Origin of the sequence: Dermabacter sp. Marseille-Q3180, assembly GCF_940792985.1 — a bacterium.
GTDB classification, from domain to species: Bacteria; Actinomycetota; Actinomycetes; order Actinomycetales; family Dermabacteraceae; genus Dermabacter; species Dermabacter vaginalis.
Window position 1 is genome coordinate 1,301,939 of record NZ_CALNWU010000001.1, and the last position, 25,787, is coordinate 1,327,725.

At 64.2% G+C, this 25,787-nt stretch carries 24 protein-coding genes and 1 tRNA gene; 9 read left to right on the forward strand and 16 right to left on the reverse strand.

Features of this window, described 5'->3' with window-relative positions; all coding sequences use genetic code 11:
* Nucleotides 1-10 precede the first annotated feature (10 nt).
* The 5 genes from NBW56_RS05825 (at nt 11) to NBW56_RS05845 (ending at nt 7,657) form a co-directional block, all read left to right on the forward strand.
* Nucleotides 11-664, forward strand: a complete 654-nt coding sequence (locus NBW56_RS05825) for a TetR/AcrR family transcriptional regulator (protein ID WP_239379032.1) — start codon at nt 11-13, stop codon at nt 662-664.
* A gap of 12 nt (nt 665-676) precedes the next feature.
* A complete protein-coding gene (locus tag NBW56_RS05830) occupies nt 677-3,637 on the forward strand; it encodes a YhgE/Pip domain-containing protein (RefSeq protein ID WP_250258384.1) in 2,961 nt (986 codons plus the stop codon).
* A 76-nt stretch (nt 3,638-3,713) separates the two neighbouring features.
* A complete protein-coding gene (locus NBW56_RS05835; protein ID WP_250258385.1) occupies nt 3,714-5,690 on the forward strand; it encodes an HSP90 family protein in 1,977 nt (658 codons plus the stop codon).
* Nucleotides 5,691-5,699: 9 nt separating this feature from the next.
* Nucleotides 5,700-6,539 carry an NAD(+) synthase gene (gene nadE, locus NBW56_RS05840; RefSeq protein WP_065248607.1) on the forward strand — a complete coding sequence of 280 codons (840 nt, stop codon included), beginning with the start codon at nt 5,700-5,702 and terminating at the stop codon, nt 6,537-6,539.
* Nucleotides 6,536-7,657, forward strand: a complete 1,122-nt coding sequence (locus NBW56_RS05845; RefSeq protein ID WP_250258386.1) for a hypothetical protein — start codon at nt 6,536-6,538, stop codon at nt 7,655-7,657. Before nadE ends, NBW56_RS05845 begins: the two co-directional genes overlap by 4 nt.
* A 21-nt stretch (nt 7,658-7,678) precedes the next feature.
* Here NBW56_RS05845 and NBW56_RS05850 read toward each other — a convergent pair whose 3' ends face one another.
* A complete protein-coding gene (locus tag NBW56_RS05850) occupies nt 7,679-9,151 on the reverse strand; it encodes a protein adenylyltransferase SelO (protein WP_250258387.1) in 1,473 nt (490 codons plus the stop codon).
* Between the two features lie 86 nt (nt 9,152-9,237).
* Between NBW56_RS05850 and NBW56_RS05855 the strand changes: the two genes are divergently transcribed.
* Together NBW56_RS05855 and NBW56_RS05860 are read left to right on the forward strand one after the other, a co-directional pair.
* Nucleotides 9,238-10,074: a glycoside hydrolase family 25 protein gene (locus tag NBW56_RS05855; protein ID WP_250258388.1), complete on the forward strand. Its 837-nt coding sequence runs from the start codon at nt 9,238-9,240 to the stop codon at nt 10,072-10,074.
* Between the two features lie 3 nt (nt 10,075-10,077).
* A complete protein-coding gene (locus NBW56_RS05860; RefSeq protein WP_250258389.1) occupies nt 10,078-10,695 on the forward strand; it encodes a DJ-1/PfpI family protein in 618 nt (205 codons plus the stop codon).
* A gap of 78 nt (nt 10,696-10,773) precedes the next feature.
* Here the strand turns inward: NBW56_RS05860 and NBW56_RS05865 are convergent, their stop codons facing one another.
* The 3 genes from NBW56_RS05865 to NBW56_RS05875 form a co-directional block, all read right to left on the reverse strand.
* On the reverse strand, nt 10,774-11,241 hold the full coding sequence (locus NBW56_RS05865; RefSeq protein WP_250258390.1) for a DnaJ family domain-containing protein: 468 nt from the start codon (nt 11,239-11,241) through the stop codon (nt 10,774-10,776).
* 71 nt (nt 11,242-11,312) lie between these two features.
* A tRNA-Leu gene (locus tag NBW56_RS05870) sits at nt 11,313-11,396 on the reverse strand.
* 121 nt (nt 11,397-11,517) lie between these two features.
* Entirely contained in the window at nt 11,518-12,105 is a 588-nt protein-coding gene (locus NBW56_RS05875) for a hypothetical protein (RefSeq protein ID WP_250258391.1), read from the reverse strand.
* Between the two features lie 13 nt (nt 12,106-12,118).
* Between NBW56_RS05875 and NBW56_RS05880 the strand changes: the two genes are divergently transcribed.
* On the forward strand, nt 12,119-12,406 hold the full coding sequence (locus NBW56_RS05880; RefSeq protein ID WP_250258392.1) for a hypothetical protein: 288 nt from the start codon (nt 12,119-12,121) through the stop codon (nt 12,404-12,406).
* A gap of 155 nt (nt 12,407-12,561) precedes the next feature.
* Here NBW56_RS05880 and NBW56_RS05885 read toward each other — a convergent pair whose 3' ends face one another.
* From NBW56_RS05885 to NBW56_RS05945, 12 genes are all read right to left on the reverse strand, one after another.
* Entirely contained in the window at nt 12,562-13,251 is a 690-nt protein-coding gene (locus tag NBW56_RS05885) for an acyltransferase family protein (RefSeq protein ID WP_284346094.1), read from the reverse strand.
* A 14-nt stretch (nt 13,252-13,265) separates the two neighbouring features.
* A protein-coding gene (locus NBW56_RS05890; RefSeq protein WP_250258394.1) for an IS5 family transposase occupies nt 13,266-14,139 on the reverse strand; the annotation gives its coding sequence in 2 pieces (ribosomal slippage) (nt 13,266-13,787 and nt 13,789-14,139; 873 coding nt in all).
* 33 nt (nt 14,140-14,172) lie between these two features.
* A complete protein-coding gene (locus NBW56_RS05895; protein WP_250258395.1) occupies nt 14,173-14,808 on the reverse strand; it encodes a hypothetical protein in 636 nt (211 codons plus the stop codon).
* Nucleotides 14,809-14,817: 9 nt separating this feature from the next.
* Entirely contained in the window at nt 14,818-15,333 is a 516-nt protein-coding gene (locus tag NBW56_RS05900; protein ID WP_250258396.1) for an AAA family ATPase, read from the reverse strand.
* A 153-nt stretch (nt 15,334-15,486) separates the two neighbouring features.
* Nucleotides 15,487-15,849 (reverse strand): acyltransferase family protein, encoded by a 363-nt coding sequence (locus NBW56_RS05905; RefSeq protein WP_250258397.1) that lies wholly within the window; start codon nt 15,847-15,849, stop codon nt 15,487-15,489.
* A gap of 10 nt (nt 15,850-15,859) precedes the next feature.
* Entirely contained in the window at nt 15,860-17,314 is a 1,455-nt protein-coding gene (locus NBW56_RS05910) for an amino acid permease (protein WP_250258398.1), read from the reverse strand.
* Between the two features lie 125 nt (nt 17,315-17,439).
* On the reverse strand, nt 17,440-17,910 hold the full coding sequence (gene rplI / locus NBW56_RS05915; RefSeq protein WP_065248615.1) for a 50S ribosomal protein L9: 471 nt from the start codon (nt 17,908-17,910) through the stop codon (nt 17,440-17,442).
* A gap of 21 nt (nt 17,911-17,931) precedes the next feature.
* Nucleotides 17,932-18,168, reverse strand: coding sequence for a 30S ribosomal protein S18 (gene rpsR, locus NBW56_RS05920; RefSeq protein ID WP_016663507.1), 237 nt, complete (start codon nt 18,166-18,168; stop codon nt 17,932-17,934).
* 87 nt (nt 18,169-18,255) lie between these two features.
* Nucleotides 18,256-18,822, reverse strand: a complete 567-nt coding sequence (locus NBW56_RS05925; protein ID WP_034371286.1) for a single-stranded DNA-binding protein — start codon at nt 18,820-18,822, stop codon at nt 18,256-18,258.
* A gap of 46 nt (nt 18,823-18,868) precedes the next feature.
* A complete protein-coding gene (gene rpsF / locus NBW56_RS05930; RefSeq protein ID WP_016663509.1) occupies nt 18,869-19,159 on the reverse strand; it encodes a 30S ribosomal protein S6 in 291 nt (96 codons plus the stop codon).
* A 153-nt stretch (nt 19,160-19,312) separates the two neighbouring features.
* Nucleotides 19,313-21,718, reverse strand: a complete 2,406-nt coding sequence (locus NBW56_RS10145; protein ID WP_284346095.1) for a transglycosylase domain-containing protein — start codon at nt 21,716-21,718, stop codon at nt 19,313-19,315.
* Nucleotides 21,715-23,238 (reverse strand): CCA tRNA nucleotidyltransferase, encoded by a 1,524-nt coding sequence (locus NBW56_RS05945; protein ID WP_250258399.1) that lies wholly within the window; start codon nt 23,236-23,238, stop codon nt 21,715-21,717. The genes NBW56_RS10145 and NBW56_RS05945 overlap by 4 nt, the downstream gene beginning before the upstream one ends.
* 91 nt (nt 23,239-23,329) lie before the next feature.
* Between NBW56_RS05945 and NBW56_RS05950 the strand changes: the two genes are divergently transcribed.
* Nucleotides 23,330-25,774, forward strand: a complete 2,445-nt coding sequence (locus NBW56_RS05950; protein ID WP_250258400.1) for a DUF6049 family protein — start codon at nt 23,330-23,332, stop codon at nt 25,772-25,774.
* Nucleotides 25,775-25,787 lie beyond the last annotated feature (13 nt).

Consider the following 25,787-nt stretch of genomic DNA (forward strand, 5'->3'; position numbering starts at 1 on the left):
TCGAGGCCCCATGTCTGTCCTGTACGCCGCCAGGCGCGCCCTCGTCCATCGCGACGAGGAACTCCCGATCGATCCGCGTGCCCAAAAATCACGCGAATCGCTCATTCGCGTCATGATCGACGCCCTCGACGACAACCCGCAGCCACCGAGCGTCTCCGAACTCGTACGACGCGCCGGCGCGAGCCGCCCCACGTTCTACCAGCACTTCGGAGACATCCCCACGCTCATGCATGCGGCGGCCATGGAACGCCTCGAAGAGGTTTTCGCGATGCTCCCCCAGCAGGCGTCGGACCCCACGGAGCCCACAAGCCCCACCGACTTCCCCGACAACTGGACCCGCTTTGCGGCCGAAAGCCTCACGGCGCTCTTCACGCACCTGAGCGAAAACCGCGCGTTCTACCTCGCGGTTCTTGACGGCCCGAGCGGGCGTGCCGCCGAAAGCGAACTCACGCGATTCCTCGCGGGGCGTATGCTCGGCTTCGCCACGCTGCGTGACGCGCTCACCCGCCTCACGGGCCCCCGCGCCGCACGCTACGCCGAATTCCTCTCGGCGGGTCTCATCTCGCAAGCAACAAAGGACCTCCGCGATGACCTCCCGGTCACCGCGATGGTCGAAACGACAACCGACTTCCTCGCGGCCGCGACCGGCCTCAAGGCCGCCTAAGGAGAACGTTTCATGTCACAAGCCACCAGGGAAGCCTCGCGCAAGGCTAAGGCCAACTCCGTCGCGCGCCGCCTTCGCAACTCAGGCAACAGCCTCTCCATCATTCGCGTCATGATCCTCGTGATCGGCGTTTCGCTCGTTCCGCTCGTGTACGCGGCGCTTCTCACGTGGTCGAACGTCGACCCCATCAACAGGCTCCACCAGGTGCCCGCCGCCGTCGTCAACCTCGATAAGGGCAACACCGACCCCGATCTCGATCTCGGCGACGAGCTCACCGACGAACTCCTCGATTCGACCGCGAACAACAACCTCGACTGGACGGAAATGTCCGAGTCGCGCGCCAACAAGGCGCTCCAGGACGGCGAGATCTACGCGATTTTGCGGATCCCCGAAAACTTCAGCAGCAATGTCGCCTCGGTCGGAAACGACGACCCCTCGACGGCAGTCAAAGCTCAGCTCTCGATCACGACCAATGATGCGAAGAACATGATCTCGGGCAATCTCGCCCAAAGCATCCTCACGAAGGTCACCGACTCGCTCAACGAAAAGGTGAGCGACGAATACCTGCACAACATCTACGCGGGCTTCAACGACATGCACGACTCGCTCTCGGAAGCCGAGGATGGCGCGGGCCAACTCGTTGACGGTTCTTCCGACGCGAAAGACGGCGCCGACAAGCTCGCCGACGGCACCGCAACCGCGAAAGACGGCTCGGGTCAGCTCGTGGACGGCACGGCCGCCGCAAAGGATGGCACGGCTCAGCTGGCCGACGGCACCGCAACCGCAAAGGATGGCTCCGGCAAGCTCGTCGTGGGCCTCGGTGACCTCAAGGACGGCACCGTCACGCTCGCGAACGGCGCGGGCGATCTCGCGAACGGCACCACGCAGCTCAAGGACGCGACGGGACGCGCCGCCTCCGGCGCGGGTGATCTCGCGAACGGCGTAGGTCGTCTTAATTCGGCCGCCGGCCAGCTGAACGACGGCGCAACGCAAGTCAATGACGGCGCCATCCGCTTGCGCGACGGGCTCACGGACGCGCAGGGTGGCTCCGCGAAACTTGCCGAAGGCCTCAACGAACTAAACTCGAAAACCTCGATCCTCCCGGGAGCGGTCGCGGAGCTCAAGAAGGGCTCGGCGGCCCTCGCCGACGGCTCCGAGCTCATCGCCGAACGTATGGAGGACCTGAGCGACCGCGGTCCGGAGATCGTGGACGACTTGCACAAGGTCAAGGACAAGACGCGCGGTGCGCACGATGAGGCCGTTGAACTCAAAAAGCTCACGGTCGAAGATGTCGAAGGCACCGAGGACTACGCGGAATCGCTCGCGGATATCCAAGCGCACTGGGACGAAATGAGCCCCGAACAGCAAAAGCAAACGATCGACGGCCTCAAGGACGGCGCCGATCAAATCGCCGAGCGTTCTCGGAAAATCAACGCGGGCGTAAGCGACCTCGACCTCAAGATCATCGTTCCGCTCGATGTGGCCGCGCACGCTCTCGACAACAAGGTCAACGAGCTGCCCGCGCTGTTCGACCACGCGGCTGCAAAGTCGCGGGAAGTCGCGGACAAGTTCAAGCGGCTCGACGACGGTGTTGGCAAACTCGACGCGAAATCGACCGAGCTTGTGGATGGCATCAACCAGCTCGCGACCGGCGCGAACACACTCGACGACGGGCTCGGCAAGCTTTCGAATGGTGCCAGCGACCTCACGGGCGGCACGGGCCGTTTGGCGAGTGGCACGAGCCAGCTCAAGGACGGCACGGGAACCGCACTCGCGGGTGCCTCAACCCTCGCGGATGGCGCCTCGCAGCTCGATGCCGCAAGCGGCAAGCTCAACGACGGGGCCCAGCGTCTCGCGAGCGGAACGAGCGACCTCACGGACGGTGCGGGCAAGCTTCAGGACGGTGCCGTGAAGCTCGACGGCGGTATCGGCAAGCTCAACGACGGCGCCGTGAAGCTCCAGGATGGCGCCATCAAGCTCAACGACGGTGCGGTCAAGCTCAACGGTGGCCTCGGCGACCTGAACGACGGTGCGCGCAAACTCGGTGGCGGCCTCAGTGAACTCAAGGACGGCGCGAACGAGCTCCACGACGGCCTTGCCGATGGCGTCGAGCAAGTGCCGAATTACTCCTCGTCAGAGGAGGATCATCTCGCGAGCGTTGCCTCTCAGCAGGTAGACCTCTCGAAGCACCGCCTGCACGAGGTTGAAAGCTACGGCTACGGTCTTGGCCCGTACTTCATGACGCTTTCGCTGTGGATCGGCGCGCTCGCGTTCTTCCTCGTGTTCCCGGCCCTGAGCGGTCGCCGCGTGGGCAGCAACATGCCCGCGGCGATGGTCGCCCTCGCGAGCTACCTTCCGAGCGCGTTCGTGAGCCTGCTCCAGTCGGTGCTCATGGTCTCAACCGTGCACTTCCTCGTGGGCATCGACATGGTGCGTCTCGGCCAGGCGTTCCTCATTTCGTTCATCGCCTCGCTGACGTTCATGGCCCTCAACCAGGCACTCGTCGCGTGCTTCGGCCCCGTGGGGCGCTTCATGTCGCTCATCTTCACGGTGCTTCAGCTCGCGTCGGCGGGCGCTACGTACCCGATCGAGACGACCCCGAAGTTCTTCCAGATGATTAGCCCGTACTTGCCATTCACGTCCGTCGTGAACGCGCTCCGGGTGGCGATTGCGGGCGGAGACATCAACTTCGCGCACGTCATCTGGGTCATGGTCGCGTACGCGGCGGTAGCGGCGGTGATGCTCGTGTTGGGCGTCCGCGCGAAACGCCGGGTCGAGAAGCTCAAGGAGAAGATCCATGACCGCGTCGAGAGCGCTGAGCGCGAGGATGGGTCCGCGGCTGAGACGGCGGAAGGCTCCGAAGGAGCAGCAGATCCCGACGGTCCCTCAGAACGTGCGGAGGAACCGGAGGACGCCGAAGCTCCTCGGGGAGAGGAAGGCACCGACTTTCCGGCTCCGGAGCAGGAAGCCTGAGTAGCACCGGGCGCGAGTTATTCACAATCGGGGTCCGACGCCCGCCAGGGCTCACCTGGTTCCGTAGGATCGAAGCATGACGCTTCCTTCCCAACCGTTTCAGGTCAACCTTCACGCGGTCGTTGAGCTTCTGAGTACGCATATCTACTCGCGCCCGAGTGTGTTTCTTCGCGAGCTGATTCAGAACGCGCGCGATGCGATCATGACCAGCATCGAGCAGGGCACGCTCGCACCCGATGATGCCCTCATCCGCATCACGCCCGTTGGCCCGGAATCGAGCGAGCTCGTTGTCACCGATAACGGCGCGGGAATGTACCGCGAGGACATGGCGGAACTCCTCTCGACGGTCGGCCAATCGAGCAAGCGAGATATCTTCGATCTGCCTCGCACGGATCGCCTCGGCCAGTTCGGCATCGGTCTGCTGAGCTGTTTCATGGTGAGCGACGAGATCATCGTGGAAACCCGTCCCGCCGCGGGTGGTGAGGCGAGTCGCTGGGTGGGTCGCAGTGATGGCACATTCACGCTCGAGCCACTCGAAGGCACCTCCGGTGAGGGCATCAAGGTTGGCACTCGAGTGCGTCTCACGCCTCGCCCCGAGTCACGCGAACTCACGATGTACGCGCGCGTGTGGGAGCTCGCGACTTTGTACGCGGAGTTTCTGCCCGTCACACTCGAGGTGTGCGGTCCGCGCGGGACCGAACGATTCGTGAACCGCACGCCGTTCTTCACGCGCCACCTCTCGCCGAGTGTTCTCCCCTCGGAAACAGGCACTCTGGAGGAGGGCAGCATCGAGGACCTCCACGCATGGGCCCTCGAGCGGGATCTCGAGCACCTCGCCGAATACGGCGCAGAACTGCTCGGTGCCCCGCCGCTCGACATGATCGACATTTCCGTTCCCGAAACGGGCACGCGGGGAACCGCTTTCGTACTTCCAGCCTCGCCCTCCCCAGGTGCGAAGCAAACCACGCGCGCTTACATGGGTGGCCTCCTCGTTTCCGAGTCCGTTCCCGATCTGCTCCCCGAATGGGCGTTCTTCGTAAGGGTCGTTCTCGATTCCACGGGTCTCACCCCCACCGCCTCGCGCGAAAACTTCGTCAACGACGAGGCGCTCGCAGTCACGAAGCGCGCGATCGCCTCGAGCCTGCGCGCATGGATTCTCTCCCTCGCCGAAAACGATCCGCGCGGCCTCCAGCGCTTCCTTGCGATACACGACCTCGCATTGCGCTCCCTCGCAGTTCACGACGCCGAACTCGCGCGCATCGTGCTTCCCCATTTCACGTTTGAAACGAACCAGGGACGCATGCTCGTGAGCGAGATTGTCGCGGCGAACCCCCGCGTGCGCTATGCGGAAACAACCGAAGAGTTCCGCCAGCTCGCGGGCGTGATTCCAAGCGACCAGATCGTTGTCAACGCGGGCTACGTGTACGAAAAGGACCTCATGCGGATGCTTGGGGAGGCCCTCCCCTCCGCGAGCGCCAACCCCATCACGCTCGGCGATGTGATCGCACAATTCGGCGCCGTGCTCGGCGCCGATGCCGAGGGCGCAGAACGCGTGCGGGCCCTCGCGGAAACCGCGCTTTTCGGGCTCGACTGCGACGTCCAGGTGCGCGCTTTCACGCCCGAAGATGTCCCCGCCCTCTACGTCGTCGACCCCAACGTTTTGCGAAGCATGGAGCTCAAGCGCCTCGAGGAATCCACAAGCGGATTCTGGGGTGATCTCATGCGTGAAGTCACGGCGGCGCCAAGCCCCGAGCAAGCGTCGGAAAACTCCGAGCCGGGCCTTCCCACCCTCGCCACGCTCGTGCTCAACTGGAACAGCTCCCTCGTGAAGATGCTCGCCGGCATCGACACGGATGATCAGGTCGTGGCCTCGCGAACGCTGCGGCTGATGTACGTGCAGGCGATGCTCGCGGGACACAACCCGCTGAGGCCCGCGGATCGCGCAATCCTCAACGAATCGCTTTCGGACATGCTCGCGCTCTCCACGAACCTCATGCGGCGCGATATCTCGGTCGAGGATTTTCTCGAGCCGGGTGACGGTCACGAAAGTTAGGCTGGGATCATGCGCGAACTTCAACACACGATCATCAGCGAGATGGGCGTGAAGCCCCATATCGAGCCCGCGGTGGAAATTGAGCGCCGCGTAGCCTTCCTCACCGAATACCTGCACGCGACCGGCACGAACGGCTTCGTGCTCGGCATCAGCGGGGGTGTGGATTCAACCCTCGCGGGCCGTCTTGCGCAGCTCGCGGTCGAGAAGGTGCGCTCGCAGGGCGGCGATGCCAGCTTCGTCGCGGTTCGCCTCCCCCACGGTGTCCAACACGATGAAGCCGATGCGGCAGCGGCGATGGACTGGATCGGTGCGGACCGAGAAATGACCATCAACATTAAGGGCGCTACGGATTCGCTTCGCAGCGAGTTCACTTCGGCGGCGGGCCACGAGACGAGCGACTTCAATGCGGGCAACATCAAGGCGCGCCTGCGCATGGTCGCCCAGTACGCAATTGGCGGCGACGAGGGACTTCTCGTAATCGGCACGGATCACGGCGCGGAATCCACGGTCGGGTTCTTCACGAAATTCGGCGATGGCGGTGCCGACATCCTCCCGCTTTTCGGCCTCAACAAGCGCCAGATCCGCTCGCTCCTCGAGCATCTCGGCGCACCGGAGCCGCTATGGCGGAAGGTTCCCACTGCCGACCTCCTTGATGGCAATCCGGGCCGCACTGATGAGGACGAGCTCGGCGTGAGCTACGACGACATCGACGATTACCTCGAGGGCCGCGAGATCCCCGTAGCCGCCGCCGAGAATATCGAGCGCCGCTACCTTTCTTCGCGGCACAAGCGCACGACCCCCGTCACGATCACCGATACGTGGTGGAAGGGCGCGCCGGGGTCTCGATGAGCGAAGCCGAAACTTTCGAAAGCCTCACGCGCCGCTTCGATTCCGATGCGCCCATGCCGCACCGGGAACGCTGGGACATCGGCAAACGCGCCGAGCGCCTCGCGGAAGAGTCTGGCGATAAACGCGCTTTGTACGAGATCCGCATGCGTCTTGTGGGTTTCGCCTTTCAGGCCGCCGAAGCTACGGAGCAACTCACGCTGTTCCTGTGGTGCGCGCACATGCATGACTCCGATCCGGCTCGCTACCCCACACGGCCTCTCGAAGCTCAGCCGGACGTTGACCTCCTGTGGTGGTACAAGTGGCTCACGGTGATGCTTCTCAGCTACCCGCAGTACTCGCTCGCCCAGGTGCGCTCCGCGCTCGACATGATGCGCGCCGCCTACCGCCGCGAAGGCGCGGGCGAAGCGGGAATCCTGTGGGCCGAGCTCTCACTGGCTCTCGAAACGGGCAGAAACGATGAGGCGCGAGAGGTGCTCGCCCGCATCAAGGCTTCCCCACCCGACGAATACTCCAACTGCGATGCGTGCGCACGGGCACAGGAGGCCACGATTCTGTGGGAAATGGACGACGATGAGGCGGCTCTTCGCCTCGTAGACGAGATTCTCGATCAGGGCTACGTGTGTGCGGAGGAGCCACAGTCGATCGCGTCGGAAGCGCTTCTAGCTTTTGCGCGCGCCGGGAGGCTTCCCGAGGCTGCGGCTCTCGCGGAATTCACGTATCCGCTCATCATGTCCTCGCCCATGCACCTCAGCCACCAGATCGACCACATGCTGTTCCTTCTCTCGACGGGCAATCCCCGCACCGCGGCGATGCTGTTCGTGCGGCATTTGCCGAATGTTCACCACGAGGGTCTCCCCCCGAGCTCGTATCTCGCGGCTCTCAAGCAGCTCGTGGTGGTCGCAAGCGAGCTCTCTCGCGAGGGCTACGGTGCGATTGAGATCGAGGGGGTGCACGGCGAGGCTACGACCATTGAGGGCTTCATTGACTCGGCTCGCGTTGAAGCTCGCCCGCTCGCGATCGCCTTCGATAAGCGTGATGGCACGAGCGACCGCGTGAAATCGCTCGAGAGCGCCGGCAGCATGCCTCTCGAACGCTTCGAGTTCGAGCTCGGCGGCTGAGCGTACGTTCGCCCTCGCCGCTTACGTTCCACAAAAGCTCGTGAAGAAGCGCGCATTCGGCGGTGGAGATTCGAGATCGTCTAAGCCGTCCACGCGCGTAAAGGGGTTGCGGATCGCCGCGAGGAGCCGTTCGAATGTGGCGGCATTGCCCCGCTCAATGTCGCGCAGTGCCTTCTCGACATGGTGGTTACGGGGAATGTAGATCGGGTTCGCTTCCCGCATGAGTGTTGCCGCGTGCTCGGGGCTCGTGCCCGCGCGTGCGCGGTGCTCCTCGAGTTCCACTTGCCACTCACTTCCCGCAGCGAATTCCCCTTCACGTTCCGCATCGTCGGTGAGGGCCCTGAAGAACAGGGTGAAATCCTGCTCTTCGCGCTCGAGTGCGTCGAGGGTATGCGCGATGAACTGCTCTACGCCCGCTCCCGGTGTGGCACCGATCCCCAGTTTCCTCGCGAACACGCGTGTGAAGGCCGCACGGTACTCCTGCTCAAACTCCCTCAGCACGGTGCTAGCCTGCTCGATCGCGGTTTCGGGATCGGGATCGAGCAAATCGAGGAGGGACTCGGCGAATCTCGCCATATTCCACTGCGTGATGGCCGGCTGCTGCCCGTACGCGTACCGGCCACCCGTGTCGATCGAACTGAAACACGCGCCGCTCTCGTACCGGTCGAGGAAGGCGCACGGCCCGAAGTCGATCGATTCGCCGGCAACGCTCACGTTGTCGGTGTTGAGCACGCCGTGCACGAACCCCACGCCCATCCACTGCGCCACGAGTCGCGCTTGGCGCGAAGCGACACCGCGAAGAAGAGCAAGGGCGGGGGCCGTGGAGGCGTCGGGCCCCTCATCCCAAGCGGGGTAGTGCCGCTCGAGCGTGCTCCGCACGAGCCTTTCTCGCGTATCCGGCTCGATCGCGCCCTGGTCAGCAGCGATCCTTGCGAATTGGAAGGTCCCTACCCGCACGTGGCTCGCCGCCGTACGCAAGAGAATCCCCGCGGGTTCCGGCTCGGGGGCTCGGCGCCTGATCCGCTCCCCCGTCTCGAGAACCGCGAGAGTGCGGCTCGTGGGAATGCCGAGGGCATGAAGCGCCTCCGAGACGAGGTATTCGCGATACATCGCACTGAGCGGTGCCTTGCCATCGGAGCCCGGGCGCGAGAAGGGCGTGCGCCCACTGCCTTTGAGGTGCACATCCACGAGTGCATCGCCAACGGTCAACTCGCCCACGAGGTGGGCGCGGCCGTCGCCGAGAACGGGGGAAAACGTGCCGAACTGGTGGCCCGAATATGCCATCGCATGCGCGCTTGTCGCGTTCGCCAAGTCGCGAACGAGTCCCTCGACCGCCTCGGTTTCCTCCCCGGGGTCACTCCCGAGCTCTCGCGCAAGCGGGGCATTCACCGCCGCTACGCGCGTATCGGTGGGAATGTCGGGGGCACACTCGCGCACGAGGCCTGGAAACTCGCGCGCAAACTGGGTCGTGAGGGGCGGAAACTGGGAGCACACACCACCACGCTACAGGGGCATGCCCGACGCCTGCTCACCGAGCGTCATACCCACCTTCGTGTGCGCTGTCCCACTACACTTTCCGTATGCCTCGCTTTTCTCGCGCCGACATCTATCGGCGCCAATACAAAGCGATCGTCGTCATCTTCGCCGTGTGCTTCGCGCTCGTCTCGATTGTCACGCTCGTGAACACCATCGCGGCCGGGCAGCCGTCGGAATCACGCGCGAACCCCGCCGCCGCGCCCACCTCCGCCAAGGCACGAGTGATGACGATCCCCGAAACCCCCGCCAATGCGCCCGCACTTTCGAACTTGCCGCGCGGCGTTGAGCTCACCGAAGGGGAGAGCCTCGGCATCGATGTTTCTTCGCATCAAAAGACGATTAACTGGGGCGATGTTGCCGATGCAGGTGTGAGCTTCGCGTATATCAAAGCGACCGAAGGCTCGGGATACACGGATCCGAATTTTGCCGCGAATTGGAAGGGCGCCTGGCAGGCCGGCATCACGCCGGGGGCGTACCACTACTTCACGCTGTGCTCCCCCGGAGCGCAACAGGCACGCGATTTCTTGCAGGTAGCCCCACCGGATTCGGGTGCGCTTCCACCCGCCCTCGACCTCGAATTTGATGGCGCGTGCGAAAAGCGCCCCGAGGCTGAGCACGCCAATGCCGAGGTCGAGGCCTTCGTGAACGCGGTGGAGAAAGCCTGGGGGCGCAAGCTCGTGGTGTACTCGAGTAAAGAGTGGCGCCAGCACTACGACCTTCCGCACGCTGATGGCCGGCCAGACTGGCTTTTCTCGGAGCACCAACGGCCTGATCAGGAGGATTGGGCGGTGTGGCAGCTGCGGTTTGATGGCGCGGTCGAGGGAAGTTCCACGAAGGTCGACATCGATGTGATTCGACCGAAGCATCTCAAAGGAGAGTAAGAGATGACGAGACAAGTGAGCGTCGTCCTTTTTGACGGATTCGAGCTTCTTGACGTCTGCGGGCCGGTCGAACTCCTCAGTCACGTTGACGGCATCACGCTTGACTTTGTGGGGCCCGAGGTCGGTCTCGTGTCGAGCGCGCAGGGCCTTCGCATGGAGTGTCGGCGTTCGTTCCGGGAGCTCTCACAGGAGCCGGTCGACATCCTGCTCGTCCCTGGAGGGCCCGGGACGCGTGGGCTCGTCGACGATGCACCTTTCCTCGCGTGGCTGACCGAGGTCGGCACGCGCGCACGGCTCGTCGTTTCCGTGTGCACGGGCTCGGCGCTGCTCGCGGCCGCTGGACTGCTCGAGGGCTACCGGGCAACGAGCAATAAAGCGGCATTTGAGTGGGCGCGCACCTTCGGGCAGACGGTTGCCTGGCAACCCGAGGCCCGGTGGGTGGAAGATCGCGATCGGTGGACGTCCTCGGGCGTGGCTGCAGGGATGGACATGGCCGCCGCGCTCATTGCCTCCCTGTGTGGCATCGAGGCGCGTGATCGGGCCCTCGCGAAGGCCGAATACACAGCCCATACCAACAGCGATTCGGATCCCTTCGCCGCGGCGCCTCCTTCCCTTCCCTGAAAGTGGAGAAAGCAGGGGAGGCAATCCCCACATCAGTGCCGGTCACACGGTGTCGGCACCCTCGAGTGGGGCGGGCTCTCAAGGCTCGCGGGTACGGCGCCAGCGAGCGATCCATTCCTCAACATCGGCGATGGGCGCAAGGAGCGGGGCCTCGGCACTCACACCGGAGGGAGGCCTCACTTCTTGCACCGCCGCGCTATTTTCGCGGCGCGCCCGAGCGTTGTAGTCCTCGAGGTATTCGCGCACCGCGTCTTCTGATGGGAGCGAGCAAAGAGTATGCGCGAGCATATCGTGTTCCTTGCGCAGCACCACAGCGGCGGGCAGTAGCGCCTCGCGATCGAATTCGCCGGAGGAAATGCGCGATTTAATCCACCAGTCGGGATCGTGCACGTCCGGAAGCTCGAGCTGTGCACCCGCGAGGGGAAGGTTGTCAAAGACGCCGGCAGCGGCGGCCCGATCGGCAGCCGTCGGAATAAATCCCGCACCCTCCCCCACGGCGCCAAGCCAGGCATTCGTGTGCGCGCGTGCGCCCGGCTCCTCACTCATGGCGCTCGCCCCTCTCGGTCACCGTGTGCGAATACGCGAAAGCCCCTCCCGAAGGAGGGGCCCGCATGGAGTGCGCAAGGGGGGACTTGAACCCCCACGCCCGCAAAGGCACACGGACCTGAACCGTGCGCGTCTACCAATTCCGCCACTTGCGCGAGTACTTCGACACCGGGTTTCACGGCACACCGAGATCGAAGCGCTCCCTAATATAGCCGCACCGACTCCCGCGCGCGAATCCGCGCACGGGCCAGGTGGGCAACGCCACGGGTGTGTGCGTCAGCCGTCCGCGGGGGTCGGGAGAACAACGAGCACACCCGATTCCTGCGCGTTGAGGATCGTTGCCGCAATCACGGTCGCCTCGCCCTTGCCCCATTCAGCTTCGACAGGGCACACCTGCGAATTGCGACCTTCCGGAATGAACATTTCACCCGTGCATTCGAACTTCGAAACCGGGATCTCGAAGGCCTCCATCGCCTTGAGCGCTTTTTTCGAAACGTTTGCGCCATCAACCGGTGCGTCAGCCGCCCACATTCCGCCCGCGCCGTAGGCATACACTTCGGTTCCGGCTTCGGTCAGATTCGCGGTAAGCGAGGGGTCGAAGTCTTTCTCGAAACCGACCAGGAGGCCGGTACCTTGCACGCTCGAAAACGTTCCGTACACGTAGGCCTCGGTCGCCTTGTTTTCGCCCTTTACGGTGCAGTGCGTCTTCGGTTTACCGGCCGTAATGTCCACGTCTGAATCGCATTCGACGCTTGCCGAGGCGCCATCGGGAACGACGTCCGTGATCGCCTTGGCGATCACATCCTTCGAGACGGGAAAATCACCGATCTCGGGTTCATCGTCGCTCGTGATGTGGGCAACCATGGCAGGGGCCGAAGTGACCTCTCCCCCGGATTCGGCCGAAGGCTTCCCACTCGGCTCGCTGCTCGGCGACTCGCTCGGCTCGGAAGTTTCGGTTTGTTCATCACTCGCCTCTGAGCTCGGCTCAGCCGTGGGAATCGCGGTGGGGCTTGCCGTCGTGGTTTCCGGGGCAGCACTCGGCGTCTCGCTGGGCTTCGCAACCTCACTGCCTGTGGCGCCGCACGACGCGAGCATGAGCGCTGCGGCAAAGGCGGCGGATGCGCCGCGGAAGATGGACCTCATCGACATGGATTATCTCCTCTAAGAATCGGCACGAGGGAAGAGCGTGCGGAAACATCTTCCCCCGCCACGCCTCGAAAGTAAAGACTCGGCAAATTGTGGAGGTTGTGAAGGAAAAGCCGCACGCTCGAGGGGTGGGCGGGTTCCGACGGCTGCCAGGCGCCTTAGTGGGCCTCGCCGCTAAAACACCGCACGCACACAAGGGATTCGCGCCGCGATAAGCGACAACACCCACGAAAGCCCGAGCACGAGCACCCAGGCGCCCACGCACGCGAGCGTTCCGCCCGAGTCGAGTCCGGGCACGAGGAGGCGCACACCTATGAGCACAACGAAATGGCACAGAAACACGCCGAACGACGCATCGCCGAGGCGCCGCAACACACCCTGCACACGATCGGAAACCTCCCACTCGCGGCTCACGGCAAGAAGTCCCGCCACAAGCGCAAACGACGCACCGACGTTTAAGGGTGAACGATAGTTGCCGCTGACGAGCTTGCCCCACCCCTCGTTCTCGATACCGAGGCCGCCACACACGCCAAGAACCGCGAGCAGCGCGATACCGAGGGCGAGCACGGCGGGGGCAAGGCGCCGTCGGACCGGGTGGGCGAACGCGACGTGACCGGCAAGGTAGTGCCCTACGTAGAAAATCCAGTAGGTGAGCACCGCCCCGGAAATCACGCCGGTGGGTTGCCCGACCGCCTCAAACGCGTTCGGAGCGAGGTACACCGACAAACCCCACGCGAGGCTCACGCCCATGGCAGCCCACGCACGCGCTTTCGACTGCGCAACGAAAGAGCCGAGCACGGGGGTAACGATGGACAATCCCATGATGAGCCAGAGAAAGTACAGCTGTGGGGACTGATCCCCCATAAGCGCTTCTTTGACTAGGGCGTGTCTCTAAATAAGTGGTTGAGCCACTGGATGATGGCGCGGAGGACGGCTCCGGCGCGGTAGGTCAGGCCGCGCCATTGCTTCACGTCGCTGTAGCCGCGTTCGATGACGTTTCGACCGCGGTAGGCCTCGGTGTCCAGTCCGACGGGGCGACCGCCGCGTGAGCCTCGATTGCGACGGTGCTGCTGGTGGTCACGGGGCTCGGGGATCACTGCCTTGATCCCACGCCGCCGCAGGGTCTGGCGGGTGGCGCGGGAGGAGTAGGCCTTGTCGCCACGCAGCATGTCCGGTCTCGTGCGTGGTCGGCCAGGCCCGGGCCGGGTTACGGACAGCCCGTCCAGCAGAGGGCCGAGCATCGGGGAGTCTCCGTCTTGACCCGGGCCGCAGAGGATCACCAGGGGCAGGCCGTGTCCGTCGACGAGCTGATGGATCTTCGTGGACAGCCCGCCGCGGAAACGACCCAGCGCGTGATCAGCCGGCTCGTGGCGAAGATTCTTGTGGTTCCACAATGCCCCCTGTGGTGCGCTCGAGGTTCGTGCCGTGCTGGTGAGCACGACAGATCGTGGAGTCGACCGCGACCGACCAGTCCAGCTCTCCGTCCGCGTCGGCACGGACCAGGAGCGCGTCGAGGATGCGGTCCCAGGTGCCGTCAGCTGACCATGCGCGGTGGCGTTTCCAGACCGTCTGCCAGGCCCCGAAGTCAGCCGGGAGATCCCGCCAAGCGATCCCGCACCGATAGCGGTAGATGATCCCCTCGACCACCTGGCGGTGGTCACGCCGGGGCCGTCCTGACCAAGGACGTTGAGCAGGGAGGCACGGCTGGATCGCCTCCCACTGGACGTCGGACAACACACTTCGTCGGCTCATCCACCCACCATCACACCCCGGGCCACCACACACTTAGGAGACACGCCCTAGGCCGATCACGGCCTGCAGGCCGACCGCGTCGGCTGAGTATCCCGGTTCTGTAGCGGATCTCCAGGCGCCGTAGAGCTCGTAGGCGTCCAGTGCCGTCTGTGGCCCGAGAGGCTCTGCGAGTGCTTCCAGTGCTAAAGGGGCGTCTGCGCAATATCGGGTCTCGGAGCGATGGTGAGTCGTCCCCACAGTTCGGTCGGCGGCGACCATGCGATGGACGAGCGCTTCTCGGATGACGCCCAGGGTGAGGTGGAGGGCCATCAGGTGGCTTCCGCGGCCGAAGCGCACCGCTGCGAGGGCGGTGTCGAAGCGGACCTGGTTGTCGGCAGGCGGCATGGGCAGCGTTCCGGGCGTGCCGTGAATCGTGGCGTCGATCCGTCGGCCATCGGCGAGGACCGCGCGCACAACCTGTGCATCGCCGTCACTCGTCGACTGAAAAGCCCAGAGCCGTTCCTGCAGCGCCTCCTGGACCTCGAACGCTGCGTGGGAGGTGATGACGACGTCGAGGTCACTCCAGCCATCGAGCAACGCCGGGTCGGTCACCGATCCGTAGGGTTCGATGTCGGCGCCCGGAAGCGCATCTGTCATGGCGGCCAAAGAATCTGCTTGCCAGCTGCTCATCGCCGGAGTCTAAGGCGCAAGGCCCTCGAGGTCACTCAATAAACGTGCGACCAGCTCGTCCTCGCTTTGCCGCTCATCGAGGATGACCTCGCCGGGCAGTGCAAGCACGTCATTTGGGACGTACCAGGAGGCGACCTGTTCATCGCTGACATGGTCGGCGATAGGCTTCAGCGAGTGGCGCCGGAGCGTTTCCGGGAGGCTGACATCGAGGTAATACACGAACGACGGCCCGTCATGGCCGGCGATGAGCCGCTCGCACATCTGCTGATAGCGGGCCGATCTAAAGATGCCTTCGAGGACGGTGATGCGGCCACGCGCCAGACAGTGGCGCACCATTACCTCGGTCAGGCTGATGGTGTCGCCCGGCCCTGAGTCGTGCTCCCACAGCAGTTCCCGACGCACATGGTCCTGGCCGATCACCGCAACACAGCCGCGCGGCAGCTCGCGCTGCACCCGCCGGGCGACCGTGGACTTGCCGGACGCGGAATTACCGCGAAGGATCACGAGTGTCGGCACCAATGTCACCCCTCCATCTTAACACCCTCGGGGAACTGAGAGCGTCTAGCGCGGTCTTTGCTCAGTTGCTCAAGACAGAGCCGATGCGCGATCGCATACCAGCACGGCCTGACCTACCGCGCCGGAGCCGTCCTCCGCGCCATCATCCAGTGGCTCAACCACTTATTTAGAGACACGCCCTAGCCGCTCCGGGGTCAAATCGCGACCCAGAACCACTCCATTGATCACAACGCCATACACGAGCGTCCATACGATGGTCGCGGGAATAAGCCGCGCGAAACGCGAACGCAGAAACGGCCATGCTCCATTGCGCATCGCCACGGGGGCGAGGTTCAGGGCGTCGGAGATCATGATGAACACGGGCCCCGCGACGTTCATCATCGAGCGGAACACAACGAGTGCCAAGGGGGCGTTTTCAGCAGTGGCGGCGGGCGCGAGACAGTGGATGCCTACGACAGCGACGATCGCCGATATACGCACAACATCGAGCATTGGCACATAGCGCCGCTGAGGTGTCGAAGGCATGCGATTAAGGTTACGAGAATTCGGCGCGCGCCTTTTCAGCCTCCGCAAAGCTCGCGTCGATGGCCTCAACGCTAATGCGGTGGCGGAACACGAGCACGTATGCGAGGGAGACAAGCGCCACGAAGGGCACGCCCACCATGGCCGCGAGCTGCATGCGCTCAACGGCGAGCACGGTCGAAAACACGAACAGCAGCCCCGCGATACCCGCGATTGCCGTCGCGACGCCGCCGGGCATACGGAAAAGCTCGAGGCCGTCACGCGTACGGTGATACACAATGTAGGTCACGAGAATGAGCATCCAGACGATCACCGCCGAAAAAATCACGGTCGACATAATGAGCGGGAACAGCCCGCCGATACCCGTCATCGCGAGTACCACGACGAGAAGAATCCCGCACGCGTGCACAATGATGCCGGGAAGCGGGATGCCGCGGCGCGTGGTGCGCTCAAGTACGCGAGGCGCGAGAGAATCCGCGGCAAGCGAGTGGAGGAACCGCGAGCCCGCATACACGTTCGCGTTCGCGGCCGAGAGCGCCGTAATCACGACGATGAGATTGGTGAGGCCCGCCGCCGCGGGGATCCCGAGCTCATGGAACACCATGACAAACGGCGAAAGGCGCACGTCGCCCGAAGCCCCCGAGGCTTCTTTCCACGGCACAAGCGCCACGATAATGCCGATCGCCACGACGTAAAAGAAGCTCAAGCGGACCACGGTGGACTGCGCCGCCGTGCGAATCGATCGCGCGGGGTCCTTCGCCTCGGCCGCCGAGATCGAAAGCATCTCGATGCCGCCGAAGGAGAACATCACGAGCGCCATCGACACCCACACGCCCTTGAAGCCGAAGGGCATAAAGCCGCCGTCGTTCGTCCAGTTGGAAACGCCCGCCGCGGGCGTGCCCGGGAGGCCGAAGAACACGAGGCACAGCCCCACGAGGATGAACACCACGACCGCAATCACTTTGATGCTCGAAAGCCAAAATTCGATCGTGCCGAAGCTCTTCACGCTCACGACGTTGATCGCGACCACGATCGCGCCAAGAATCGCGACTCCAGCCCACTGCGGCAAACCGGGCGCCCAAAACTGCAGGTACAGGCTGCACGCGTACAGCTCGGCGGCCGTCACGCCAACTGTCACGATCCAGTAGAGCCACCGCACAAGGTAGCCCCAAAACGGCGAGAGGTAGCGCGCGGCGAGCGTGCCAAATCCTCCCTGGACGGGGTGGCGCGAGGCCATCTCACCCATGGCGAGAGCGATCGTCATGGCGATGGCCGAACCAATCGCGAAGCTGATGATCACGGCTGGGCCAGCGACCGCGATCGCGTCGCCCGAGCCAAGAAAGAGCCCGGTGCCGAGTGCCGAGCCCATGGCGATCATCGCCATCTGGCGGTGCGTGAGGGAACGATTGAGGTGGCCGTGTTCGTGGGGATCGCCGGCCGTGGGTGGGGGTGAGGATGGGGAGGTCATTCCAATAATGTATTCAATTTCTTGGTCGGTTCGGGCGATTGACCGCTAAATGGCAGAAAAAAGCGGCGGGCGCAAAGCCCGCCGCTTCCTCATACGCTCTTACGCGAGCGCTTACGCTATGCCCTTCAGGCGCGCGCACCCTTCGCGGCAACAACCTGGACAACGAGGTTTGCGTAAACCTCTTCGTGCAGGCGCACCGTCACGGTGTACTCGCCGAGCGACTTGATCGGCGCGGTGAACTCGACCTTACGGCGATCGATCTCGCGATCGAAACCAGCCTTGACGGCCTCGGCAACCTCGGCGGCGGTCACGGCGCCAAAGAGGCGGCCGTTCTGGCCCGCACGCTCGGCCACAACGACCGGCTTGGTCTGGAGAACGTCGCGGAGGGCCTGGGCGTCCTCGAGCGACGCCACGGCACGCTTCGAGTTCGCGGCAGCCATCTGCTCGAGCTGGCGCTCAGCGCCCTTGGTCCACGGCGTGGCGAGGCCACGCGGCAGGAGGTAGTTGCGCGCGTAGCCGGCCTTGACCTCGACGACATCGCCGGGGCCGCCGAGCTTGGAAACCTCATTGGTGAGGATGAGCTTGGTAGTAGCCATGTTTCTCTATCCTTCCTTGGCTCAGCGACCGGAGGTCGAGTAGGGAAGGAGGGCGATCTCGCGGGCGTTCTTGACGGCCTTCGCGATCTTACGCTGCTCCTGGACACTCACGCCGGTCACGCGGCGTGCACGGATCTTTCCGCGATCCGAAATGAACTTACGCAGAACTGCGGGGTCCTTGTAATCGATGTTCTCGATACCGGCGCTCTTAAGCGGGTTCTGCTTCTTCTTGGGCTTACGAAGCTCTGGCTTCGCCATCGTGGTGCTCCTTTGAGTGAGGGGAGCCCGGGCTTTCGACCCGGGATGGAATGGATATTTTCAAAGATGTATGCCGAGTGGTGCGGTTTAGAAGGGCGGGGGCTCTTCGGCGCCGCCGTTGCTCCAGGGGTCAACATCGGCGGGGTTCTGGCCGCCCTGCGGCCCTCCCTGGTTGCCACCGCGGTTGCCGCCGTAGCCTCCCTGGTTGGAGTAGCCGCCCTGGCCGCCACCGTAGTTGCCGCCACCATTATTTCCACCGTTGAAGCCGCCACCGAAGTTGCCGCCGCCGCGCTGAGTGCGGGTCGGCTTCGCGGTCGCGTAGCGGAGCGAAGGACCGATCTCGTCAACCTGGAGTTCGATCGAGGTGCGGTTGTTGCCTTCGCGGTCGGTGTACGAGCGCTGCTGGAGGCGGCCCTGAACGATCACGCGGGTGCCCTTCGTGAGGGACTCGGCGACGTTCTCGGCTGCATCGCGCCAGATGGAGCAGCGCAGGAAGAGAGCCTCGCCGTCTTTCCATTCGCCCGACTGGCGGTCGAACGTGCGGGGGGTCGACGCGACGGTGAACGACGCGACGGGAATGCCCGAGTTCGTAAAGCGCAGCTCGGGATCGGCGGTCAGGTTTCCGACGACGGTGATGACGGTATCGTTCGCCATGACTCTCCTTCAGCTGGTGGTGCGGTGTAGCGTGTAAACGAGGTTTTTACTTCTCGTCGACGCGCATGAGCTTCGTGCGCAGAACGGACTCGTTGAGGCCGAGCTGGCGGTCGAGCTCCTTGGCGGTCTCGGGCTTCGAGGTGAAGTTAAGGACGACGTAGATGCCTTCCTGCTTCTTGTCGATCTCGTAGGCGAACTTGCGCTTGCCCCACACGTCGGTGTTGTCGACGGTGCCGCCCTCAGCAGGAACAACTTTGATGAGCTTCTCAAAAGTGGTGTCCACGGTACGCTCGTCGATCGACGGGTCCAGGATCACGACCATTTCGTACTTACGCATGTGTAAATCCCCACCTCCTGTGGTCTATCGCGGCCACGGTCCTTCCGTGGCAGGAGGGTCATGCATGCGCCTGCGGTTTTCCACAGACTTCCCAAGTCTAGCGGCTCGGCCGGGTTCGGGGAAGGGGGTCCGACGGTGGCCTGGACCTCACCGCTACCGAGGTTCTTTCGGCGTCACGGTCGGTTCGACCGGTTTGTCGTTGCCGCGCGTCGGCTGCACCTTCGGTGTCTTCGGCTTTTCGCTCGGTTCGGGCTCGGGCTTGGGCTTCTCGGGCTTCGACGATGGCGTGGGCTGCTCGCTCGGCTCGGGCGCTGGCTCGGGCGCTTCTTCCGAAGGCTCCTCGGTTGCGGGCGGTTCCTCACTCGGCTGTTCCGACGGCTGCGCAGGAGCCTCAGGCTGCGTGGTCCTGCGCGGCGCGTGCGTCCGCTTTCTCCTCTTCCGCTTCTTCTTGCCATCGGTATCGACTTCGTCGGGGAAGTCGAGTTCGTCCTGCCCGTCGAGGACGCTTGTCATGATGTCGACGAAGATGCTCGCGGGCGCGCCGCCGCCGGTCATGTCCTCCCACGGGCCGAAGGGGGTGAGCGGTTCTTCAGTGCGGCCGTCGGCACTTGGCTGGAACATCCCCACCGCGGTCACGAGCTGCGGGGTGTAGCCCACGAACACTGCCGAGCGGAAGGCGCTCGATGTGCCGGTTTTGCCGGCGACGGGCCGGCCGTCCATTTTTCTCGCAACGACCTTCGCCGATCCGCGCGAGCTCGTGGGTTCCTGAAGGGCTACGGTCGCGTTGATGGCGGTGGATTCCTTGAGAACTCTCTCGCCGTCATCCTTATAGGCGTACTTGCTCGAACCGTCAGCGTTGGTCACTTTTTCGACGATGTGCGGAGTGCGTTTGATGCCTCCGGAGGCGATCGTCGAGTAAGCGTTGGCGAGCTCAAGCATCGTGGGTGAAGCAGAGCCGAGAACGTTGCTGGGGCTGTCGTCGAGGCCGGGCGTCTTCTCGGAAAGCCCCATCTTGACGGCCGCTTCGCGCGTCTTCTCGGCGCCCATGTCAACGTTGAGTGCCGCATAGGGCGTGTTGTAGGAGTGCCGCGTCGCGGTCAGGAGATCGACGCTGCCACGCGATACATTGCCGAAGTTCTTGACGGTCCACCCCTTGAAGGTCCTAGGCGAAGAGGCGTCCCAGTTGGAGTGGAGGCTATAGCCCTCCTCGAGCGCTGCAACAAGCGTGAACGCCTTGAACGTTGAACCGGCCTGCATGCGCGACTGGGTAGCGTCGTTACGCTGCTGCTTGAGGTAGTCCTTGCCACCGTAGAGCGCGCGGATCGCACCGGTTGACGGGTCGATGCTCACGGTTCCCACGCGGTTATTCTCGGGGCGGTCTTCGGGGAGATTTGCGATCGCTTCGACGGTCGAGTCTTGCGTGTGCTTGTCGATCGTCGAAACGATCGTGTAGCCGCCCGTGTCGATGTCGTCCTCGTCAAAGCCTCGCGCCTCGAGTTCCTTGCGCACCGCCATCATGAGGTAGCCGTTTGTGCCGCGCAAGGAGTTTTGACGTTTGTATTCGATCGTCTCGGGGAAGCTGAGCTTGTCGGCTTCCTCCTTCGTGAGGCTTCCCGTCTCGTTGACCTCTCGGTCGATGACGCGCTGCCAGAGCGCTTTCGCTTTATCGGGATTCTTCGCCGGGTCGTAGGCGCTCGGTGCGGGAATGACGGCGACGAGAAGTGCGGCCTCGGCGTCATCGAGCTCGCTCGCACTCTTGCCAAAGTAGGCCTGCGCCGCCTCTTCGATTCCGTACGCGGAGCGCCCGAAGTAGATCGTGTTGAGGTAGCGCGAAAGGATCTCGTTCTTGTCGAGCTCCTGATCGATTTTGACGGCCATGATCATCTCGCGCACCTTGCCGGTATACGACGTGACCTTGCCCGTGTAGTAGTTCTCGACGTACTGCTGGGTGATCGTCGAAGCCCCCTGGCGGGAGCCGCCAGAAAGGTTATTCACGAGGGCGCGCACGATACCCTTCGGCGAAATGCCGCGGTTCTCGTAAAACGTGGAGTCCTCGGAGGCGACGACAGCCTCCTTGACGTTGTCGGGAATCTCGTCGGCGGGCAGAATCGTGCGATTGAGGTCGCTGAACTCGCCGAGGAGAGTCTCTCCATCGGCGTAGTACACGCGAGTCGTTTGGGCGACCGCGATATCGGTGGGCTCGGGAACATCAGTCGTGGCATACAGCCACGCGCCGAAGCCGATGCCGGCGAAAAAGAGCAGCACAAAAACGGCGGAAAGGAGTCGCCACGATGGCCACCAGCGCCAAAAACCCTCCCTACCCGCGCGGGGATAATTGAGAAGGTTCGTGGGTTTGGGCTTGTTCTTAGCCCTGCGATTACCTCGTGGCGTTGACGACGGTGCGTCAGAGGGACGGCCGGGAGTGCGCGTCGTTGTTTCGGGGCGCGGCTTTGTGCGGCTGCGGCTTAAACTCGCCGCCGCGGGGGTCGTCGCCGCGCGTGCGGCACGCTTCCCACTCGAGCGTGTACGGCTTGTCCCCTTCGGCGTCTTATCGCTCACTTCGAGTTTCCTCTCGTCGCGGAGGCGCTGTCGTGCGCCCCATTATGCGCCCACCATTCCTGAAGGCGCTTGGAGGCCTCCTCCTCGCCGAGCGGCCCCTCCTCCATGCGAAGCTCAAGAAGGTAGGCGTAAGCCTTTCCCACGGCTGGCCCCGGCTCGAGCCCCAAGATCTGCATGATTGCGCGGCCGTCCAGATCAGGCCGGATTTTCGAGATCTCTTCTTGCTCGGCAAGCTCAGCGATACGCTTTTCGAGGTCGTCGTAGGCTTCACGGAGGCGCTGGGCCTTGCGTTTATTGCGGGTCGTGCAATCGGCACGCGTGAGGCGGTGGAGGCGCTCCAGCTGGTCTCCCGCGTCGGTCACGTAACGGCGCACCGCAGAGTCCGTCCACTCTGAGTCAGAGTAACCGTGGAACCGAAGGTGCAGTTCGATCAGGTGGGCAACCGCTTTCGTCGTCTCCTTATCGAACTTGAGGGCCTTCATGCGAGCCTTCGCCATGCGCGCACCCACCACCTCGTGGAAGCGGAACGTCACGACCCCGCCCTCTTCGTAGCGGCGCGTGTTGGGCTTCGCGCAATCGTGCATGAGGGCGGCAAAGCGCAAAATGAAATCGGGGCCGGGCACCGGTCCTTCGGGGCCCGTTTCAAGGTCAATCGCCTGCTCAAGCACCGTGAGCGAATGCGTATAGACGTCCTTGTGCCTGTGGTGCTCGTCGATTTCGAGCCGCATCGCGGGCAGTTCGGGAAGGACGATCTCGGCGAGACCAAGGTCGACCATTTGCTCGAGGGCGCTCCTCGGGTGGTCACCAAGCATGAGCTTCACGAGCTCATCGCGCACGCGCTCAGCGCTCACGATCGTGAGGCGCTCGGCGAGTGCCCCGATCGCGCGCGCGGTGCCCTCCTCGATGTCGAAACCAAGGGTGGAGGCAAAGCGGACGGCGCGCATCATGCGCAGCGGGTCGTCGCTGAAGGACTGCTCGGGGGTAACGGGTGTGCGAAGAAGCCCCGCGGCGAGATCCTCGAGACCGCCGAATGGGTCAATGAACTCGAGCGAAGGAAGGCGCACCGCCATCGCGTTCACGGTGAAGTCGCGGCGCGAAAGATCGCCGTCAATCGTGTCGCCGTATGCCACTTGAGGCTTGCGCGACTTCGGATCGTACTCCTCGGTGCGGTACGTCGTGATTTCCACCTTCACGCCATCGAGCTGCGCGCCGAGCGTGCCAAACTCGCGGCCCATGTCCCAGATCGCGCCGCGCTTACCTACCCATGCGCGAAGGATGCGCTCGGTCTCATCAGGCCTCGCCGACGTCGTGAAGTCGAGGTCATCGCTACTGCGCCCAAGAAGGGCATCGCGCACGGGCCCGCCCACAAGAGCGAGCTCCTGACCAGCCCCCTCAAACATTTCGCCAAGCTCATGGACGGAGGCTGGAAGCGCCCGAAACATGCTCTGCGCGCGGGTGCGAACGGTGTCAATCCCGATGCGCTCCACCCGGCGCGTGTCGCCATTAGTCACGTACGTCATTCCTCACCTTGGTTTGTGATGTGCAAATCGCTGCGCGCACGCAGCCCGTGTTTGGCACGCGGCACGAAGGCACGCCCTCTACAGTGGTTCCATGCTTCGATCCGTGACGCGGCGCGCCTTACGCGCCCTCCTCGTCATGGTCGCACTGTATTCAATTCTGTGTACGGCTCTTGCGCCCGTTGGCGCTTTCGCCCGATCGGGCTCCGCAGCCTACCAGTCTACCGGCCAGAAACCGCCCGCACATGTGGCACTGACCGCACCTGGGCTACCGTCGGAACCCGCACCCACCCCCGGGCCAGCCCCGGAAGCCGATACCCCGCTCACCCTGGACCTTCTTTCGCTTACGCCCGCTGCGGTAAGGCCCGGCGACACGCTCGAGGCCCGCGTGAGCATCACCAACACCACGGATGCGCCGCTCGAGAATGTGGCCCTCCAGCTCTCGAGCTTCACCTCACGCATCACCGATCGCACACTCGCCGATGAGTGGTCGGCAACCGCCCCGGCACAGACGTCCCGCCGCGGGACAGTACGCGGAACCTCGGCTGCGCGCACCCTCGCACCAGGCGAAACCGCCGAGTTCACGGTGCGAATCCCCGCCGACACTCTCGGCTACTCACGCGACGAGTCGCTATGGGGCCCGCGCCGCGTGGCTCTCACGGCAGTCACGGGAGCCACCACGGCGCCCGATTCCGAAGATTCCTCCGCAAACGCCACCCCGGTCGCGACGCTTCGCACGTTCCTCGTGTGGCAACCAGCTGACCACACGCCGAGTGTTTCCCTCGCCTATCTCGCGCCCCTCGCCTCCACCGACCCCGCGCTCGTGGCGACCAACCCGGAGGCTTTCGAAAAAGATGTGCGCGAGGGCGCCTTCGCCGCCCAGTGGGAGATTGCCCAACGCGACGACGTGAGCTGGTGGCTCGACCCCTCCATGCTCGCGGAGCTCAAGGTGCCCGAAGGGACGAGCACTGTTGAGGAAGCCCGTTTGAGTCTTGACGCGAAAACCCCCACGCCATCGCCGAGCGCGAGCCCGGCAACGCCCACGGCGCCCCCGGCCTCGGATGCGGGCGGCGCCAAGGAAACCCCGAGCATGCCTGCCACCACTCGCGCCGCAGGCACACCGTGGGGGCCGAATCCTGCGTGGGACGAGCGCCGCTCCTCACTCATGGACGCGGCTAGAACACACGACGTGACACTCGCCCCCTTTGCCCTCGCGAGCCCCGCAACAGCCCGCTCGACCACCCGGCTTCTCGAGAATGAAGCCGCTTCAGCCGCACAAAGCGCGGGCCTCGCGGCCGCCCCCACCCTGATGCGCGTCGAGTCCGGGGCTGTCACCGCGAATGCCGTACGCACCTCGGGAGCACAGACCGCTCTCGTACCCGCCGAATCCTTCTATTCGTCCCTGAACCCAAGCGTCACCCCGAGTGGGTACGCGCAGGTCGAGGGTGGCGACGAACCGGCAACACCGCTCCTCGGCTACGACACGCGGCTCACGCGCCTTTCGGAGCGGCTTGCCGATCACAACGATCCCGAACTGTCCGTTCAGCGGGCTCTCGCGGATACGGCACTCCTCGCGGGCGAGTCAGCGTCGGCCCCCCGCACCATTCTGCTTGCCCCTTCCCCTACCTCCCGACTCAACCCCGCACGCACCTCCCGCATGCTCGATGCCCTTGGCGCCGCACCGTGGGTCACGCACGCGCCCGCTTCCACCCTCGTCAAAGCGGCAAAGGCAGGAGAAGGCACCACGTCGATCAGCGGCGAGAGTGGGAACTATTGGGTGGGCAAGGTGAATAAGCTCCACGCCATCGGTGAGAAGTCCGACGCCAGCCCCGCCCGCATCGATCCCGAAGCCCAAAAGGTGCCGGCCGGCGCGAGCGGAAGGGTCGAAAAGAGCCTCACGAAGTTGGGCGACGTGCGCGCCGTGCTCGAGGATCCGAGCTACCTTTATGCGGCGATCTTGCTCGCGGCTTCGGGCGTGAGTACCCCACTTTTCGAGGATCCTCACGCTCACGTCACGCGACTTGCACACCTCAACACGGTCACCGAAGCGAACGCGAAGCGCATTTCATTGACACTCGCGGGAACCTACAATCTCGTCTCGAACGAGGCCTCGATCCCCTATACCGTTCACAACGGCTTTTCCACACCCGTGACGCTCAACCCGTCGGTCTCATTTTCCCACCGGATCGCAAAGGCTGGCGCTACGCTCGAGCCCGTCACGCTTCCGGCGCTCACCACGGGCGATAAGGCGATCCCCGTCGAGGCCGTGCGCAGCGGCAGCGGCTCGTTCACGGTGATGATTACAAACGGCGACGACGTGGTCCTCGATTCGCGCGAGAGCCAACTGAGCGTCAACCCCGAGTGGGAGAACTGGACAACCCTCATCGCGATGGTGCTTCTCGCCGCGCTCGTGATTACGGGCGTGATCCGCGCCGGCCGCACAAAATCTGATGCGCGAAGCCCGGCACTCACCGAGCCGGAAGATCTCGCGAGCGTCGACCACCCCGATGCGCCCCCTCACACACGTGTAGAACACTAAGGACACCACCCGA